The organism is Cyclobacterium lianum (assembly GCF_900143075.1).
GTDB classification, from domain to species: Bacteria; Bacteroidota; Bacteroidia; order Cytophagales; family Cyclobacteriaceae; genus Cyclobacterium; species Cyclobacterium lianum.
On record NZ_FRCY01000002.1, the window covers coordinates 298,174 to 314,489 of the forward strand.

Here is a 16,316-nt window from a genome sequence, read left to right on the forward strand (position 1 = left end):
ATGACCCCGTCTCCCGGCGGTTATTGTTACAATCCATGCCATTCAGGTTCAACCCCATCCGGGGTTGGGGAGTTTGGTGGTGGTCCACAATCCGTGGGTTGCACCTACGGTTAATGCTGTTTAGGCCCTTCAGGCCTGCATTTACTGAGAGAATCGTTAATCACCTAAAATGGCATTTTCAAAAACTATTTTCTTTTTCGCCCAATCCTATACGAATGAAGTCCCAAATTGCGTATCGACCAACATCAGCTAATTGACTCCGAAGCCTGAAGGGCTTAAATAAAAATAACCCCGGGCGACAACCGGGGTCGACAAGTATTCTCACCTGGACCCCAACCCCGGAAGTGGGTTGAACTCTAATTTTATATAACAAGGTGCTTTTCGAACAGAGCGCTGCTCGGGAAAAAGTAGCGCATCAGGGACCTTCTGGCTTCGGATTGGTTCGATTTCTTACCAATCGAATTATTTTTACGAACGAAAAAATCCCCCCGCCCCTTATGACCTTAGATTTGATCGGGGTCGATTTTATAGATAAGCGCTTACCTTTTTGTTTCTGTGACCAGTTGTTAGCGTACGCTACCAACCGATATCATAATTCTTTGTGTGCTTTGTGCCTTCTTCGTGTGCTTTGTGACCATTTTCTTCAATCCCTTGTCCAGAATGAAAAGGGGGATTTCGTCAACGGTCGGATTTCTAGTTACATACCTGACAGCCAGATGCCATATACTATAATGGTGCTGACCCTTTCCAATTCAATCCTAAGGAAACCGAAGGCAAACCCGCCTTAAAACCTATCATTTTGCATCCACAATCTCACCAATTGGCTGGCCGCTAGCCCCATTGGGTAGCCGTGTATTCAATAGCATGGATAAAGTAGGGGCAATATCGGTGATGGTGGCATAGCGGCTGCTGCTTCCGGCCGGAACACCCCAGCCATAAAACACGATAGGCACATGCGTATCATAAGTATAACCGGTACCATGGGTGGTACCCCGTACCGAATTGGTCAGCCAGGCGGGCTCCAATATCACCATCACATCTCCCGAAGCCTTGTGATTGAAGCCCATCTGCAGCAAATGCTTCCTGCCATGGTTGTATTCCAATCGTCTCAAGTCTTCTGCGGTATACGTTTCTTTGATTCCATCAAAACGCAACATAAAATCGGCCAATTTCCGTTGCATCTCAACCAGGTCCAGCCCCTTCTCTCTGGCCAGCTCCCGGTTTAAAAACACCTGCTCGTTGGAATAATTGGAAATCCAGTCACCCTCTCCGAATTGCTGATTGGTGAATCCTTTCAATTGGGTCAGCACAAAACGCGTATCCAGACTTCCGGCCGCCACCCTTTCGCTCTGCATGTAACTGACTACATCGGCTACCCCATGATCAGCGGTAAGAAACACCAGATATTCCCCTTCGCCGATCTCCCGGTCCAGGTAATCAAAAAATTCCGCCAATTCCCGGTCCAGGCGTAGGTAATTGTCCTCCACCTCTACCGAAGAGGGGCCAAACCGGTGTCCGATATAGTCGGTAGACGAAAAACTTACCGCCAGAAAGTCTGTCACCCCCCTTTTGCCCAATTGCTCTCCTTCAAGAGCCGCATAGGCCAGGTCCAGGGTAAGTGTATTACCATATGGAGTAGTACTGATCAGGCCCAATCCCCCATTATTATCTTTCAGAGCAGCCAAATCATAGGGGAAGGTAGGTGTATCCATACCAATAAAAGGCGATTCAAAATCATTGTCATCTGCTGCGCCCTGTAGATAGCTCTCCAGGGGGAAAAGCGTCTCCCAGGTCTCTGAAAGGTATTTCTCCGGTAGTTTTCTGGCATTGAACGCTTTTGCCCATTCCGGCAATTCATCGTAATAGTAGCTGGAGGTCATGAATTCACCGGTTTTGGCATCGTACCAGTAGGCATCTCCCAGGTGTCCGGCAGGCAAGGCAGCACCCCGGTCCTTGATGGCAATCCCGACTACTTTCGAGCGTTTTCCCGTAGCAAACATGAGTTCGTCCGTAATGGTACTGCTCAGCAGGTTTCGGGGGGAAATTTCTCCATTGGAAGGACTGCCGGCAACTCCCGTAACGGTACTGTCTTCGGCGCAATAAATGGAACGACTTAATGACCGTACATACCAGTTATTGCCAATGATACCATGGGTGGCAGGCGTGGTCCCCGTATAGACAGAGGCGTGACCAGGGCCGGTATAGGTGGGGATATAGTTATAATGCCCATTTTTCATCATAAACCCCTCGTTCATCAGCCGCTTGAAACCATCTTCCACAAACCTGTCCTGATAGCGGTAAAAATATTCCTGCCGCATCTGGTCTACCACAATGCCCACAACCAGTTTTGGCCTTTCGGGGCTTTTGGGTCCCTGACTCTGAGAAAACCCCACATGGGACAGGGTCACCAGGACCAATACAAATAAATTTTTCATGTTTTCGGATTTCAAATATTGGGCGAATATACCATTTTGTCTTCATCGAAGGAATAAAACGATGACCTTCCCCCTCTGAAAAGTGATAAACGGACAATTTTAACGGGATAGCTGACAGAACCCTTTACTAATCCCGGTTCCTCAGGTCTCCGTTTTTAATGGATTTGATAAACTGCGCCCAGGCGAAGGGATTAAGCAATGGCAAGGGCCTTGGCCCATACCTGTCCAATGTTTGCTGGGTTTGCTGATTGGTGAATTGCCTGAAATTCTCGTTTCCGGAAGCCGGCATCTCTTCGGCCCATTTCAGGAGCAATTGCGGACTCAGGTTGCCCCTGTTGAGGGGTGGTTCGGCGTCTACATTCACAGCCAGAATGGCATTTTTGAACTCTTCCTCCGTGGGGTAGGGCATCACCTGTACTTCCTGAAGGGCGATTTCGTCCTGCACCATGGTGAGGATATAACTGAGCTTGTCTTCTGTGATATCTGCAGGAATTTTAAGGGTTTGCCGTTTTAAGCCTATAAATGAAAACACTACACTGTCGCCTGCCACTACCGGCATGGAAAAATAACCAAAGCGGTTACTGCTTGTCCCTCTCCCTTTCTTCGGCACATAGATATTTACGCCCGGAATGGCAGTGGTACTGTCCGCATTCAGAATTACACCGGAAAGCTGCACTACTTTCTGCTCAGGGGTATCCTGAGCAGAGGCAGACCGGTGAAAGCCTAAAAGCCCCACTACAAAAATGGCTAATATTGCGATAAAATTTTTCACTTCTTTTATTTTTCAGCAGGCTACACTTTTTATTTACGGTAGAAAACCAAGCCTGTATGGTTACAAAGCCAATGATTTCACGATAATAAGTGAAATACAGCTCAATTCATTAACTTCAACACGTTTTATTTGTTAAAGTTAATTAAATGCGCTTAAAAAACATAAGTTTAAACTACGGGATGCGGGTATTTAAGGCCCTTTCAGAGGAAGCGAGGGTCAGAATACTCCATTTGCTGATGCAGAATCAGGAACTCTGCATTTCTGATCTGGAGCATATTCTGGATTTTACACAGACCAAAACCAGCCGCCACGTAACATATTTGAAGCATGCTGGTTTAATAGGCAGTAAAAAGATGGATCAGTGGACCTTTTACTATGTTCTGGAGGAGGCACAGGAGATACTCAGTCAAATCCTGAAGTTTATCCAGAAAGACCAAAACCTGCTGCGTGACCAGGAAATATACGAAATCCTCTACTCAAACAGGGAGCTGGCCAAAAACAAAATACAAAACAACCCCTACAGAAAATAAGTACCGTGAAAAAATACAGACACATCTTTTTTGACCTGGACCATACCCTTTGGGATTACGATAGCAATGTACGAGATTCCCTATCGGATTTGTTCGTGCATTACCGTCTTGAGGATTTCGGTGAGATAAATTTCGATTCTTTTTTTGAGGCCTTTCTGGCTACAAACCATGAGCTTTGGGACCTTTTTAATCAGGGTAAAGTTGATCAATCTGAACTTCGGAAAATCCGCTTCCGGAAAGTTTTTACGCGGGCAAATCTGTCACCTGCACACATTCCGGTGACTTTAGAGCAGGATTTTGTATCCCAGACATCTTCCCGGGCCCGAGTTATGGACCATACATTTGAAATCCTGGACTACCTGAGAGATGCATATGCCCTCCACATCATCACCAATGGATTTAACGAAAGTCAGTATTCCAAATTAAAACATTCGGGACTGGCTCCCTATTTTGAGCTTGTAGTCACTTCAGAAAGCTCAGGGTTCAGAAAACCAGACAAAAGAATCTTTTACCATGCGCTCGAGAAGCTGGGCAGCAAAGCCGAAGATTGCCTGATGATCGGCGACAATCCCAACTCGGACATTCTGGGGGCAAAAAATGCATCCATCGATCAGGTATACTACAATCCCCTGCAGAAAAAGGATCAGGTTCAGTCGACTTTCACCATCAGCCACCTGTCCGAACTCAGGACCATACTGTGAACCCTCCTTTCGGCTAAGCCGTTGTTATTTTGTATATTTGTTACCATTCGTATTAATCCAATAAAAGAATTCGTTCTATGCTTAAAGGCTTTTTTAATGTACCGGAACCAAAAAATGAACCAGTAAGAAGCTACGCTCCCGGGTCCCCGGAGCGGGCTTCCCTGCAAAAAGCCATTGCTGCTGCAAGGTCACAGGAAGTGGACATCCCCATGTATATCGGCAGTGAAGAGGTGCGGACGGGTCATTTATCCTCGCTTCATCCACCTCATGACCACCAACACCTGTTGGGACATTTTCATGAAGGCGATAAGGGTCATGTGACGCAAGCCATCAATGCAGCAATGGGAGCCAAGCCTGCTTGGGAAAACATGCAATGGGAACAAAGAGCTGCCATATTTCTAAAGATAGCAGATCTCCTGTCCGGACCATACAGAGACAAAATCAATGCGGCCACCATGTTGGGCCAGTCCAAAAACGCCTTTCAGGCGGAAATCGATGCTGCCTGCGAATTGATTGATTTTTTGCGGTTCAATGTGAAATTCATGACAGAGATCTATGCCCAGCAGCCTCCCATCAGTGGTGATGGGGTCTGGAACCGGCTGGAGCAGAGGCCACTGGAAGGGTTTATTTTTGCCATTACTCCCTTTAATTTTACCGCAATCGCAGGTAACCTGCCCACAGCACCGGCCCTGATGGGAAATACGGTCATCTGGAAACCCGCCCATACCCAGATTTATGCGGCCCATGTACTGATGCAGGTGTTTAAGGAAGCAGGACTTCCCGATGGGGTAATCAACCTGATCTATGTAGATGGACCGGATGCCGGTGAAGTAATCTTTTCGCATCCCGACTTTGCAGGCCTCCATTTTACAGGGTCTACCGCTGTATTCCAACATTTGTGGAAAACCATAGGCAATAATATTTCGAGGTACAAAAGCTATCCTCGGATAGTCGGCGAAACAGGGGGAAAAGATTTTATTATCGCCCATCAATCGGCCGATGCGAAGGCAGTCGCCACAGCGCTCAGCCGAGGCGCCTTTGAGTACCAGGGACAGAAATGCAGTGCTGCATCCCGCGCCTACATTCCCGCCAATATATGGAAAGAGGTAAAAACATACTTGTTACAGGATCTGGCCTCCATGAGGATGGGAGGGACAGAGGATTTTGGCAATTTTATCAATGCCGTAATCGACGAAAAAGCGTTTGATAAAATCAGCGGATACATAGCCGATGCGAAAAAAGCCCCCAATGTGGAAATCATCGCCGGAGGGAATTGTGATAAATCCAAGGGTTACTTTATCGAACCCACCGTTATCGTTGTAGAGGATCCGTTGTACAAAACCATGGTAGAGGAAATATTCGGACCTGTACTGACCATTTACGTGTATCAGGGAAATCATTTTGAAGAAGCCCTGGAACTGGTCGACCAGACCTCTCCCTATGCGCTCACAGGTGCAGTCTTTTCTACCGATCGGTATGCCATAGAGCTCGCCAGCACCAGGCTGCGCCACGCGGCGGGAAATTTCTACATCAACGACAAACCTACCGGCGCGGTAGTAGGTCAGCAGCCCTTTGGAGGTGCACGGGCTTCAGGTACCAATGACAAAGCCGGCTCTATGATCAATCTGCTGCGATGGGTTTCTCCGAGAACCATCAAGGAGACCTTCGTCAGCGCTAAGGACTACAGGTATCCTTTTCTGGGAGAATCCTGATATTATCCTGAATCAAAGCACTGCCCTGAGCGGCAGTGCTTTGATTTTTTACCAAACGGACTTCAGATAATGTAGGTGATTTTCGTCTTTTAGCCCCTCCAGGTGTAGCCGGGTATACCTTTCTCTGGGAAAAACCAGATCCGTCATCACCAGTTCCCCATTATTGATGAAAATTTCTATGGATGACCTGTCCAGGAAAATGCGGAGTTCGTCTACTTCCAGGCCATTCACAGGTGCGCTGTGCCTGGCTGGAAATCCGTCGTTAAAATCTACCAGACCCGATTCAGCCCTGTCCACAAACAATGTATCTCCCTTCTTTTCAATGATTACCCGCTCTCCGGCAGGGTTGCTGAATTCAATACTGAAATCGGTAGTATTGGTCTGAAACTGTAGTTCTACCAGCTCCTGCTCCAGTGTAATGTTTTGCCCGGAAATTACCTGACTTTCTTCCCTCAGCATTTCCAATTCCTTTACCGGCCGGGAAGCCAGGTGGTATTCGCCTTCCACCGCATACAATTCCAGACTCCTGGGCAAGGTATTGGCAGAACGCCAGACCTCAGTGGGCACCACATTGGCATAGGTCCAATTACTCATCCAACCGATAAACAGCCTGCGTCCGTCCAACTCGGGAATATTAGACCAGGTTACACCTGCATAATTATCTGCTCCGTAATCCAGCCATTTCACCGCATTTTGCGCGCTGGTATATTTCTCCCCATCAAAATCACCGATAAAATACTGTGTCGCCGAACCTCCGTTAGGCCCTCCGGGATTGATGCTGACCAGCAAGACCCACTTTTGTTCCCCTTCTGGTGTTGCCAAAGGAAACAAGTCCGGACATTCCCAAACTCCACCGTAAGCTGCCCAGTCCGGGTTAAAATCACTCAGATGCTTCCAGTCAAGCAGGTTATCCGAAGCATAAAAACTGATTTTATCTTTCACTGCCAGGGACATGATCCATTTCTCCTCCCCATCCGATTTAACTTGAGTTACTTTGGGATCGCGAAAGTCTTTGATACCGGGGTTTTTGAGAACTGGATTTCCTGGGTATTTCTCCCAGGTACGGCCATTGTCCAGACTGTAAGCGAGGCCCTGGGTTTGAAAATCATCCCTACCCGACTCTGCTCCAATCGGGTCATGATAGGTATACAGGGCCACCAGCGGAGGATTTTCGGCAGAACCCAGCCCACTGCTGTTGGTCGCATCAAACAGCGCTGATCCCGAAAATATCCAGCCCAGGCTATCCGGCTCTATGGCCACCGGCAAATGCTCCCAATACAGCAGGTCTTCTGAAACTGCATGTCCCCAATGCATGGGGCCCCACACATTGCTATCCGGATAATATTGGTAAAACAAGTGGTACTCCCCGTCATGATACACCATTCCATTGGGGTCATTCATCCAGTTGGCTTTTGGACTAAAATGGAACTGTGGCCGGTAGGGTTCATCAAAAGCATTTGCTTGTTGTGTGCCTGTGCTTTTTTCGGTTGATCCGGGCTGGCAGGCCAGCATTACCGGGAGCAATAGCGGCAAAAAACAAATAATGGTGTTTTTCATGGTATGGATTTTTTAATCAGGCACTGTCTCTTACCCCGAGCAGTACGATCCTGAAGGTACTGCCTTTCCCCAGTTCTGAGGAGCTCACAAATATTCTCCCCTTATGGTATCCTTCGATGATGCGCTTGGCCAGGGTAAGCCCGAGACCCCATCCGCGTTGCCGGGTGGTAAAGCCCGGATTAAATACTTTGGCAAACATTTTTTTCTCTATCCCTTTGCCGGTATCGTTGATATCTACCAGCACAAACTTTTCACTCTCCTTGACGATATTGATCCTGATGGCTCCCTGCCCCTTCATGGCATCCACTGCATTTTTACAGATATTTTCGATCACCCATTCAAACAATGAGCGGTTCATCTGGGCATAGATGTGTTCTGCGTGGGAATTGAGCTCAATAGACACCTTACTGGAAAGGCGGGGTCGCAGGTAATTGATCGCATCGCCAATTACCTGATGCACATTCTCAGGCCTGATGACCGGGCTGCTTCCAATATTGCTAAACCGCTCAGTGACCATGGTTAGCTTTTTGATGTCTTTCTCTATCTCTACGATCACTTCCTGGTTTTCATCGTACACCGGCGAGTTTTTCAGGTAGTCGATCCAGGCCATCAGCGAAGCCAGCGGTGTTCCCAGTTGGTGTGCAGTTTCCTTGGTCAGTCCGGCCCAGAGTCTGTTTTGCTCGGCCACCTTGCTTTGGTTGAAAAACGCATACGCCAGTATGCCAAAAACCAGAATCACCGAAAGCTGTACATAGGGGTAATACTGGAGCCGGGTCAGCAGGTCCGAGTTTCTGTAAAAAATGAAGGCTTCGTCCGTAAGGCGTATGGGATCATACAAGCCTCTCATAGTCTCCAGTTCGTCCAGCAATTGTTGCCTTTGCTCTGCTTCCGTACTGTTCTTTTTAAAATTGATGTTCTTATATTCTATGGGTTCTCCCTCCGCATTTACCGTGATCACCGGTATGGATTTGTTTTCCTGGATGATCACCTGGAAGATAAAGGTAAGGTTGTCAGAATTGACGGAGGCATATTCCAGCGCTTCCGCGTACAGGTCTACCTGCCGTTTTTCTCTGATTTTCAATTCCTCCACGAGGGTATTGGTGTAGTATATGGACCCAAGTCCAATGATTACCGAGAAAGCGAACACAGCCCATTTCACCTTACCCCTGTTTTGGTACAGGTCCAAAGATGTCAGGTCTTGAAATTTTTTATTCATTGCCAATTGATGATTCCGAACTTAAGGAAGTTCCTAATCAGAAACAATATTAAAAGCCCATTATTGCGTCCGGGAAAATAAAAAATCATTTTTTGAAGTTAAATCAGAGCCGTCCACCTTTTGCAGCGGCTTCAGCCATTGTCTTTCATCCATTTCCACAATACCTTGTATCCCACCTTGGAGCCGTGTACCAGGATACCGATACGGTAGATCTTGCCCGCCAGCCAGGTGGTAAACAAAAATCCCGTCACCAGCAGCCCGATAGAAATGGCGAGGTGGTGCCAGGGTACTCCAAAGCTCACCCTGCCCATCATGGCCACCGGGGATGTAAAGGGGATAATTGACAGCCAGAAAGATACATTGCTATTGGGATCATCCAGCACAAAAATAAACAAACCCATATATGCTATCAACAAGGGAATGGTGACCGGAAACATGAACTGTTGTGCGTCAGAAGGGCTATCTACTGCCGCACCTATGGCGGCAAAAAAAGCTCCGTACAACAAATAGCCTCCGATAAAATAGATCAGGAAGGTAATGGTAAGCTGAATGAAATCAATTCCCTGAACCATTTGGAGTACCTCGACTATGCCTTCCTGGCTGCCGGTGGCAAAAAGCTCTTGTTGCCCGGACATTTCCATCAATTCCTGCTGGGGCATTTTCATCCCAAAATACCCAACCACCAGTGAGGAAACGGCACTGATCAGCAATATCCAGATCAGAAACTGGGTCAGCCCAACGGCACCTATGCCGATGATCTTGCCCATCATCAACTGAAATGGTTTCAAAGAAGAAACCAGAATTTCAATGATCCTGCTGGATTTTTCTTCGATGACACCCTGCATGATCTGATTGCCGTATACAAAGATGAAAGTGTAGATCAGGATTCCGGCCAAAAAGCCTACCGCATAATTGACCACCGAATTTGAAATGCGCTCTCCACCGGCTTCTCCTACGATAACGGAACGGATATTGACATTGGTCTTGAGTGATGAGAGTACATCGGGGTCTATCCCTGAGGCAAAGAGCCGGAATTCTTCAATTTTGCTTTTGAGTGCCGCCTCAAGATTGGCCACCATCGAAATAGGCGCCGTTTCTTCACTGTAGAAGGTGATGCCGGCAGGTTCGTCAAGACTCAATTCGGGAATGTACAAGAGCCCGTACCGGTCTCCTTCCTTTACCAGTTCCCTGGCTTCGTCCAGGTCCAGACCTCCATAGGAAAAGGCCAGTGATTCGTTGCTTTCTAAAAAGTAGGCATTGTTTTCGTCTACTACCTCAATAAATTTTCTGGATTCCGTTGACACATCTGAGAGGGCTATCCACAGAAAAATGCCCAAAATGGTAGGGAAAATCAAAGGTGTAATGATGGTTGCCAGCAAAAAAGACCGCTTTTTAACCCTGGCCAGGTATTCCCTTTTGATGACTAAAAGAATTTTACCCTTCATGCGTCTCGTTTATTTTCTGGATAAAGATTTCTTCTATACTGGGTACAATTTCCTCAAAACCCAGTATTTCGCCATAGCTCATCAAATTTGTCAACAGTACATTCGGCTGCTGCCCGTTCAGTCTGACAATAAACTCTGCCAGCCCTTCGTGGTCTACCACATCCCAGACATCCGGAAGATTACCAATAGCTCTGGGGATCATTTTGACCCTAAACCGGTTCGTTTTTGCTTCATTTTTGATTACCTTCACTGGTCCGTCCAGGATTTTTCTGGCCTGGTTGATCATGGCAATCTGGTCGCAGAGCAATTCTACAGACTCCATCCTGTGGGTAGAAAGAATGATGGTGGTCCCCTGACGCTTCAATTCCAAAATTTCGTTTTTGATAATCTCTGCATTAACCGGATCAAAGCCCGAAAAGGGTTCGTCCAGTATGAGCAGGTCCGGCTGGTGAACCACTGTGGCAATGAACTGTACTTTCTGAGCCATTCCTTTGGACAGGTCCTGTATCTTATTGTCCTTCCACTGGCTAAGGTTTAACTTTTCCAGCCAGTTGCTGATCTTGCTGATCGAATCCTGCCTGCTCAGGCCTTTCAGCCGGGCAAAGTACAGCAATTGATCTTTTACCTTCATGGTCTTATACAGCCCTCTCTCCTCGGGTAGGTAGCCGATGTTGCGGACATGGCGCATTCTCAGCGGCTGCCCCTTGATGAATATTTCGCCCGAATCCTGCTCGATGATCTGGTTGACAATCCGGATAAAAGTTGTTTTTCCTGCTCCATTTGGCCCCAAAAGGCCAAAAACAATACCTTGCTGCACTGAAAGGTCAAAATCTCTCAATGCCAGATGTGTCCCATAGGACTTGTTCAGGGATTTGACGCTTAAAATTTCCAAATAGACATGTTGGTTTGATACAGGCAAACAATTCGCAAATACTTCCTGAAGGATCGTTATTCCAAAGATACTGAACCCACGGAAACATCTATCATAAAGGTCATGAGATTTTCGGCATCTGCCCGATATCCTTTGCTGATGTAGGTTTTTTCGGCAATTTCCCGGAGGTGGCCAGGCACCTTTGTCCTGCACATAGCCGTAGATTTAATTTTGACCACATAGGGCAGGTTTGCAGCGGGCAATTTGATATTTACCGTACCAGCCCCCACCATGGCATTGATGGTGGACGTGGCAGCCATCGCATCTCCGAATGCCAGATTGACTGAGCCATAGTTGACGTCAAACATCAAATGCCTCGCATTGGACATTTGCAGGTCTTCTGCATACAGGGATCCCATATTGATCGCCACGGAAAGGGTGTCCATATTAACCGAATTGGGCACTTGCCGCGAGTAGTTTAAAAAGACATCCGCCGAGGCCGTCTTTACAAAGCAATTCGACACGGGTAAATTGGATAGATCTAGCCGCGCTTTTCCGATACCAAATTGAAGCCGCAGGTCATACAGGTAGTTGGCATCCAGTCCGACTTTCCATTTGTGGTCAAAATCCTCATCGCTGCTGGAAAATAGCCTGTAGGAAAGATTTTTGCTCAGGCTTTCAGATTCTACATTCTTGTGTTCCAACATGGCATATAAAACCCCATCGGAATAGTTGTGTGTAAAAGTGGGCAGGATATTGACTTTTCCAAGTTCCGCATCTGCTATCAGAGGATAGCCGCGGTATTCCCGTTGTATGGTAGACACTCCTTTGTAGCTGGAGAAATTCAGGAGCACAAGATTGATATCTTCCCGTTCTTTTACCTCAAAATGCCTCACTATTTGTGCTTCAGAGGAGATTACCAGACAAAGGAGAAGACAAATGGAGAAATTCAATTCCTTAAACATACCGTTCTATTACGGTTGGGGCATCAAAAGGTTTCTTAAAAAAGAAAAGCCGTAAACCGGCCTTTCTTTTTAAAAGAATTCTTTTACCTTATCAAATATGCTTTTCTCCGATTTGCCCGGATTCGGCTTAAAGTTTTCGGAGTCTCTGAGTGATTCCAGCTTTTCCCTTTCTTCCCTGGTTACTTCTTTAGGCGTCCATACGTTGACATGAATCAACTGGTCACCTCTTCCATATCCGTTGAGCTCTTTGATACCCTTGCCTTTCAACCGCAGTATTTTCCCTGCCTGGGTGCCGGGTTCTATTTTGATTTTCACCTTGCCATCTATAGTGGGTACTTCCAGAGAGGCGCCCAATGCTACATCCACAAAACTCAGGTAAAGATCGTAAACCACATTGTTGCCGTCCCGCACAAGTACATCATCCGGGATTTCTTCTACCAATATCAACAGGTCTCCCGGTACTCCTCCCGGTATCTCGTTACCCTTTCCTGAAAGACTCAATTGCATGCCGTCCGCAACTCCAGCGGGAATGTTTATCGGGATAATCTCCTCTTTCACCACCAGCCCTCTGGCATCTGCATTGGGCGGCCTCTTGTCCACTACCTGACCGCTACCCTCACAGGATGGACATGTGCTGGCAGAAACCATCTGTCCCAACATGGTATTGACAACCTTTTTAACCTGACCACTGCCCTGACAGGTACTACAATTTTTAAAGGTGACACCATCAGCTATCATGTGACGCTTTACCTTGATTTTCTTTTCTACGCCATTCGCCAATTCGCTGAGGTTCAACTTCAGCTTAACCCGGAGATTTGTTCCTTTCTTTGTGCGTCTGGAGCTTCTTCCTCCGCCACCAAAAAAGGAGTCAAAACCTCCGCCACCAAAGATATCACCAAACTGCGAAAAGATGTCATCCATGTTCATGCCACCGCCGCCGAAGCCGCCATTGCCTCCAAGGCCCTGATGACCAAACTGATCGTACCTCTGCTTTTTCTCGGGGTTGCTTAGCACCTCATAGGCTTCTGCAGCTTCCTTAAACCTGTCTTCTGCAGAAGGGTCTCCGGGGTTTTTATCCGGGTGATACTTTAGCGCCAGTTTTCTGTATGCCTTCTTTATTTCGTCCGGGCCGGCATTTTTGTCAATTCCTAATACCTCGTAATAATCTCTTTTTGCCATAAATTCTTATTTTCCAATGACCACTTTAGCAAATCGGACCACTTTCCCAGCCATGGTATAGCCTTTTTCTACCACATCTACGATCTTTCCTTTCAGATCTTCTGATGGGGCCGGAATTTGTGTGATCGCCTCATGGTACTCTGCATCAAATTTTTCACCTATCAGGTCATTCATGGGTTCCAGTCCTTTGGAAGTCAGTACCTTTAATAACTTGTTGTAGATCAGTTTGCTTCCTTCCTGCTTTTGATCCTCTTCTCCGGAATCGGCCTGCGCTTTGAAGGACCTTTCAAAATCGTCCAGTACCGGCAGTATCTCCCTGATAAGCTCCTGAGAAGCTGTGTTGACCAGATCCAGCCGCTCTCTGGCAGTCCTTCTCCGGAAATTCTCAAATTCAGAATATAACCTGACATACTTGTCCTTCAAATCCTGGTTTTCCTTTGACAAATTGTCTTCTGCAGCCTTTTCGTCAGAATCAGCATCCTTTGCAACATCCAAATCGGCTTCATTGTTCACATCCCCCTCGTTTTTAGGGTTTTCCACTGTTTCGGTCTGATCCAGGTCAAGATCCTTTTCGTCTTTCTCTTTATCTGTCATGTTTAAATCCGTTTTTCAAAAATCCTATTCATGAAAACAATTAACTTGCCACAATGCCAATGTATGCCATTCTGACATCATTACTGCAATGCATTCCAAATCAAGTCTTTGAGCCGTGCCAGTTGATAGCCGCTTACAGCGGAAAAAAACAAATGGGGTACTCCCTTCGGAATTTCCGCATCCAATGCTTTCATCAGCTCCGCATCCAGCAGGTCCGCCTTGGAAATGCCCAGTATCCGCTTCTTGTCGAGCAGCTCGGGGTTATACCGCTCCAGTTCGGACAGCAGAATTCGATACTGCTCCCCGATATGGTCTGCGTCTGCCGGTACCAGAAAGAGTAAAATAGCGTTTCTCTCGATATGGCGCAGAAACCTTAATCCCAGCCCTTTGCCTTCTGCGGCTCCCTCGATGATGCCGGGAATGTCGGCCATCACAAAGGATTTATCATCGCGGTAGGCGACCACCCCCAGGTTTGGCACAAGGGTGGTAAACGCATAATCAGCGATTTCTGGCCTGGCGGCAGATATACTGGCGAGCAGGGTTGATTTTCCGGCATTGGGAAAGCCCACGAGGCCAACGTCTGCTAAAAGCTTCAACTCCAGAATGATCCATTCCTCCACCCCTTCCCCTCCCGGCTGGGCATAGTGCGGCGCCTGATTGGTTGCAGTCTTGAAATGGTCATTGCCCAAACCGCCACGTCCACCGGGTGTCAAAACAAATTCCTGTCCGTCCGCCGTAATCTCTAACCTGGTGGCACCGGTATCAGCCTCCCTGGCCACAGTGCCGACAGGTACTTCCAGTACAATATCCTCGCCATCGGCACCCTTTCTTCTGGCTCCTTCTCCGTTTTTGCCACGCCCGGCTATGACATGCTTCTTGTACTTTAGATGCAACAAGGTCCAGAGTTGTGCATTTCCCCTCAGGATGATATGGCCTCCCCTTCCGCCGTCCCCACCGTCCGGGCCGCCTTTCGGCACATGCTTCTCCCTTCTGAAATGCACAGAACCATTCCCTCCGGCTCCCGAACGGGAGCAAAATTTCACGTAATCTATAAAATTGGATGTTGCCACTTGTTCTCTGGTTTTCCGGCCGATACCCCTGCGGCCAATATCAGCCTCAAATTAAAATGGCTAAGCTTTTAAGCTTAGCCACCCTGTTTTACTGCAAAGGTAAACATTAATATTCATCTATTACTGCACAAATCTTGCTGAATATCTCATCTATACCTCCCACACCGTGAATCCTCGCCAATTTCCCCTGCTCCTGGTAGTAACCGGCCACGGGCAAGGTTTCTTCATTGTATACCTTGATCCTGTTCTTGATTTTTTCTTCATCCTGATCATCCGATCTTCCAGACGTCTTTCCTCTCTCTCTGATTCGTTTTTTCAATTCCTCCTCAGGTACTTCCAGAGATATCATCCCGGATATGCTTGTCCCTTTTTTTTGAAGCAATTCGTCCAGGGCTTTTGCCTGCGCCACTGTCCTCGGGAATCCGTCGAAAATGAAGCCCGTCAGATGGGTGGAGGCATTGATCTTGTCGTCTACCATACCTATTACTACCTCATCCGGTACCAGGTTGCCTTCATCCATGTATTTCCGGGCCAGTTTTCCCAGCTCGGTACCCTCTCCCAAATGCTTCCTGAATAAGTCTCCCGTAGATATATGCACCAACTTGTATTTTTCAATCAATTTTTCGCTTTGGGTTCCTTTTCCTGCTCCGGGAGGGCCAAACAAAACAATATTTAACATAGACTAATTTTTATCGTGAATGAATGTTATTTTTCTGTTTTCTGGTACAGCTGTCTGAGGTTTCTGCCTTTGCCGCAGTAATCCAGGCCATAGCCGACCACAAAAAGATCGGGGATATCAAAACCCCGGTACCTGATGTCAATCTCTTCCTGCAGGGCGTCAGGCTTCACCAGCAGACTTGCGATGTGTACGCTGGCGGGTTTTTCAGGCCTGATCAGATCCAGCAGGTGGCGCATGCTTTTGCCGGTATCAATAATATCCTCGATGACGATCACCTCCCTATCCTTCAGGGATTGGCCGATCCCCAGCAGGTTGTTTACATTGCCGGTACTTTTGGTGCCGGAATAGGAGGCCAGCTTTACAAAGGTAATCTCTGCCTCCAGATTGATTTCCTTGCAAATATCAGACATAAACATAAAACTACCGTTTAAAACCGCCAATAAAATCGGACTTTTTCCATAATAGTCCTGATTTATGGCTGCCGCAAGTTCTTTAACCCTCTTCAAAAGTTTTTCTTCCGGAATAAAAAGTTCAAAACTCAAATCCTCAATCTTAATCATGCGGCTATACTTCCTGGACAGAACAGGAGC

Annotated in this window: 15 protein-coding genes; 3 read left to right on the plus strand and 12 right to left on the minus strand. The window is 47.2% G+C overall.

The genetic code is table 11. From position 1 onward, the window contains the following. Window positions 1–794: 794 nt before the first annotated feature. Both pafA and BUB19_RS03930 read right to left on the minus strand, forming a co-directional pair. Entirely contained in the window at window positions 795–2,435 is a 1,641-nt protein-coding gene (gene pafA / locus BUB19_RS03925) for an alkaline phosphatase PafA (protein WP_073092364.1), read from the minus strand. A gap of 127 nt (window positions 2,436–2,562) precedes the next feature. Further along, window positions 2,563–3,207 carry a carboxypeptidase-like regulatory domain-containing protein gene (locus tag BUB19_RS03930; protein ID WP_073092367.1) on the minus strand — a complete coding sequence of 215 codons (645 nt, stop codon included), beginning with the start codon at window positions 3,205–3,207 and terminating at the stop codon, window positions 2,563–2,565. A 146-nt stretch (window positions 3,208–3,353) separates the two neighbouring features. Between BUB19_RS03930 and BUB19_RS03935 the strand changes: the two genes are divergently transcribed. The 3 genes from BUB19_RS03935 to pruA all read left to right on the plus strand — a co-directional run bounded on the left by BUB19_RS03935 (window position 3,354) and on the right by pruA (window position 6,150). Further along, window positions 3,354–3,737, plus strand: a complete 384-nt coding sequence (locus BUB19_RS03935; protein ID WP_073092370.1) for an ArsR/SmtB family transcription factor — start codon at window positions 3,354–3,356, stop codon at window positions 3,735–3,737. Between the two features lie 5 nt (window positions 3,738–3,742). Further along, entirely contained in the window at window positions 3,743–4,438 is a 696-nt protein-coding gene (locus BUB19_RS03940; RefSeq protein WP_073092373.1) for a YjjG family noncanonical pyrimidine nucleotidase, read from the plus strand. A gap of 77 nt (window positions 4,439–4,515) precedes the next feature. Continuing rightward, window positions 4,516–6,150, plus strand: a complete 1,635-nt coding sequence (gene pruA / locus BUB19_RS03945) for an L-glutamate gamma-semialdehyde dehydrogenase (protein ID WP_073092376.1) — start codon at window positions 4,516–4,518, stop codon at window positions 6,148–6,150. Window positions 6,151–6,198: 48 nt separating this feature from the next. Here pruA and BUB19_RS03950 read toward each other — a convergent pair whose 3' ends face one another. From BUB19_RS03950 to hpt, 10 genes are all read right to left on the minus strand, one after another. After that, entirely contained in the window at window positions 6,199–7,707 is a 1,509-nt protein-coding gene (locus tag BUB19_RS03950) for a glycoside hydrolase family 32 protein (RefSeq protein WP_073092379.1), read from the minus strand. 16 nt (window positions 7,708–7,723) lie between these two features. Continuing rightward, window positions 7,724–8,923, minus strand: coding sequence for a sensor histidine kinase (locus BUB19_RS03955; protein ID WP_073092382.1), 1,200 nt, complete (start codon window positions 8,921–8,923; stop codon window positions 7,724–7,726). A 131-nt stretch (window positions 8,924–9,054) separates the two neighbouring features. Then, window positions 9,055–10,368 (minus strand): ABC transporter permease, encoded by a 1,314-nt coding sequence (locus BUB19_RS03960; RefSeq protein ID WP_073092388.1) that lies wholly within the window; start codon window positions 10,366–10,368, stop codon window positions 9,055–9,057. Continuing rightward, entirely contained in the window at window positions 10,358–11,260 is a 903-nt protein-coding gene (locus BUB19_RS03965; RefSeq protein WP_073092394.1) for an ABC transporter ATP-binding protein, read from the minus strand. Before BUB19_RS03965 ends, BUB19_RS03960 begins: the two co-directional genes overlap by 11 nt. A gap of 56 nt (window positions 11,261–11,316) precedes the next feature. Next, complete coding sequence (locus BUB19_RS03970; RefSeq protein WP_073092398.1) at window positions 11,317–12,204, minus strand: hypothetical protein; 888 nt, start codon at window positions 12,202–12,204, stop codon at window positions 11,317–11,319. A gap of 69 nt (window positions 12,205–12,273) precedes the next feature. Beyond that, a complete protein-coding gene (dnaJ, locus tag BUB19_RS03975; protein WP_073092404.1) occupies window positions 12,274–13,383 on the minus strand; it encodes a molecular chaperone DnaJ in 1,110 nt (369 codons plus the stop codon). Between the two features lie 6 nt (window positions 13,384–13,389). Beyond that, complete coding sequence (locus BUB19_RS03980) at window positions 13,390–13,977, minus strand: nucleotide exchange factor GrpE (RefSeq protein WP_073092407.1); 588 nt, start codon at window positions 13,975–13,977, stop codon at window positions 13,390–13,392. Between the two features lie 80 nt (window positions 13,978–14,057). Continuing rightward, the gene (gene obgE, locus BUB19_RS03985; protein ID WP_073092410.1) at window positions 14,058–15,047 is read right to left on the minus strand and encodes a GTPase ObgE; all 990 of its coding nucleotides are present in this window, start codon (window positions 15,045–15,047) and stop codon (window positions 14,058–14,060) included. A 106-nt stretch (window positions 15,048–15,153) separates the two neighbouring features. After that, a complete protein-coding gene (locus tag BUB19_RS03990) occupies window positions 15,154–15,726 on the minus strand; it encodes an adenylate kinase (protein WP_073092413.1) in 573 nt (190 codons plus the stop codon). Between the two features lie 26 nt (window positions 15,727–15,752). After that, a complete protein-coding gene (gene hpt / locus BUB19_RS03995) occupies window positions 15,753–16,286 on the minus strand; it encodes a hypoxanthine phosphoribosyltransferase (RefSeq protein WP_073092416.1) in 534 nt (177 codons plus the stop codon). Window positions 16,287–16,316 lie beyond the last annotated feature (30 nt).

Bases quoted from the DNA above. Each gene is read 5' to 3' on its own strand.
- pafA (WP_073092364.1), bottom strand. From the start codon at position 2,435: ATGAAAAATTTATTTGTATTGGTCCTGGTGACCCTGTCCCATGTGGGG.
- BUB19_RS03935 (WP_073092370.1), top strand. From the start codon at position 3,354: ATGCGCTTAAAAAACATAAGTTTAAACTACGGGATGCGGGTATTTAAG.
- pruA (WP_073092376.1), top strand. From the start codon at position 4,516: ATGCTTAAAGGCTTTTTTAATGTACCGGAACCAAAAAATGAACCAGTA.
- BUB19_RS03950 (WP_073092379.1), bottom strand. From the start codon at position 7,707: ATGAAAAACACCATTATTTGTTTTTTGCCGCTATTGCTCCCGGTAATG.
- BUB19_RS03955 (WP_073092382.1), bottom strand. From the start codon at position 8,923: ATGAATAAAAAATTTCAAGACCTGACATCTTTGGACCTGTACCAAAAC.
- BUB19_RS03960 (WP_073092388.1), bottom strand. From the start codon at position 10,368: ATGAAGGGTAAAATTCTTTTAGTCATCAAAAGGGAATACCTGGCCAGG.
- BUB19_RS03970 (WP_073092398.1), bottom strand. From the start codon at position 12,204: ATGTTTAAGGAATTGAATTTCTCCATTTGTCTTCTCCTTTGTCTGGTA.
- dnaJ (WP_073092404.1), bottom strand. From the start codon at position 13,383: ATGGCAAAAAGAGATTATTACGAGGTATTAGGAATTGACAAAAATGCC.
- BUB19_RS03980 (WP_073092407.1), bottom strand. From the start codon at position 13,977: ATGACAGATAAAGAGAAAGACGAAAAGGATCTTGACCTGGATCAGACC.
- BUB19_RS03990 (WP_073092413.1), bottom strand. From the start codon at position 15,726: ATGTTAAATATTGTTTTGTTTGGCCCTCCCGGAGCAGGAAAAGGAACC.
- hpt (WP_073092416.1), bottom strand. From the start codon at position 16,286: ATGATTAAGATTGAGGATTTGAGTTTTGAACTTTTTATTCCGGAAGAA.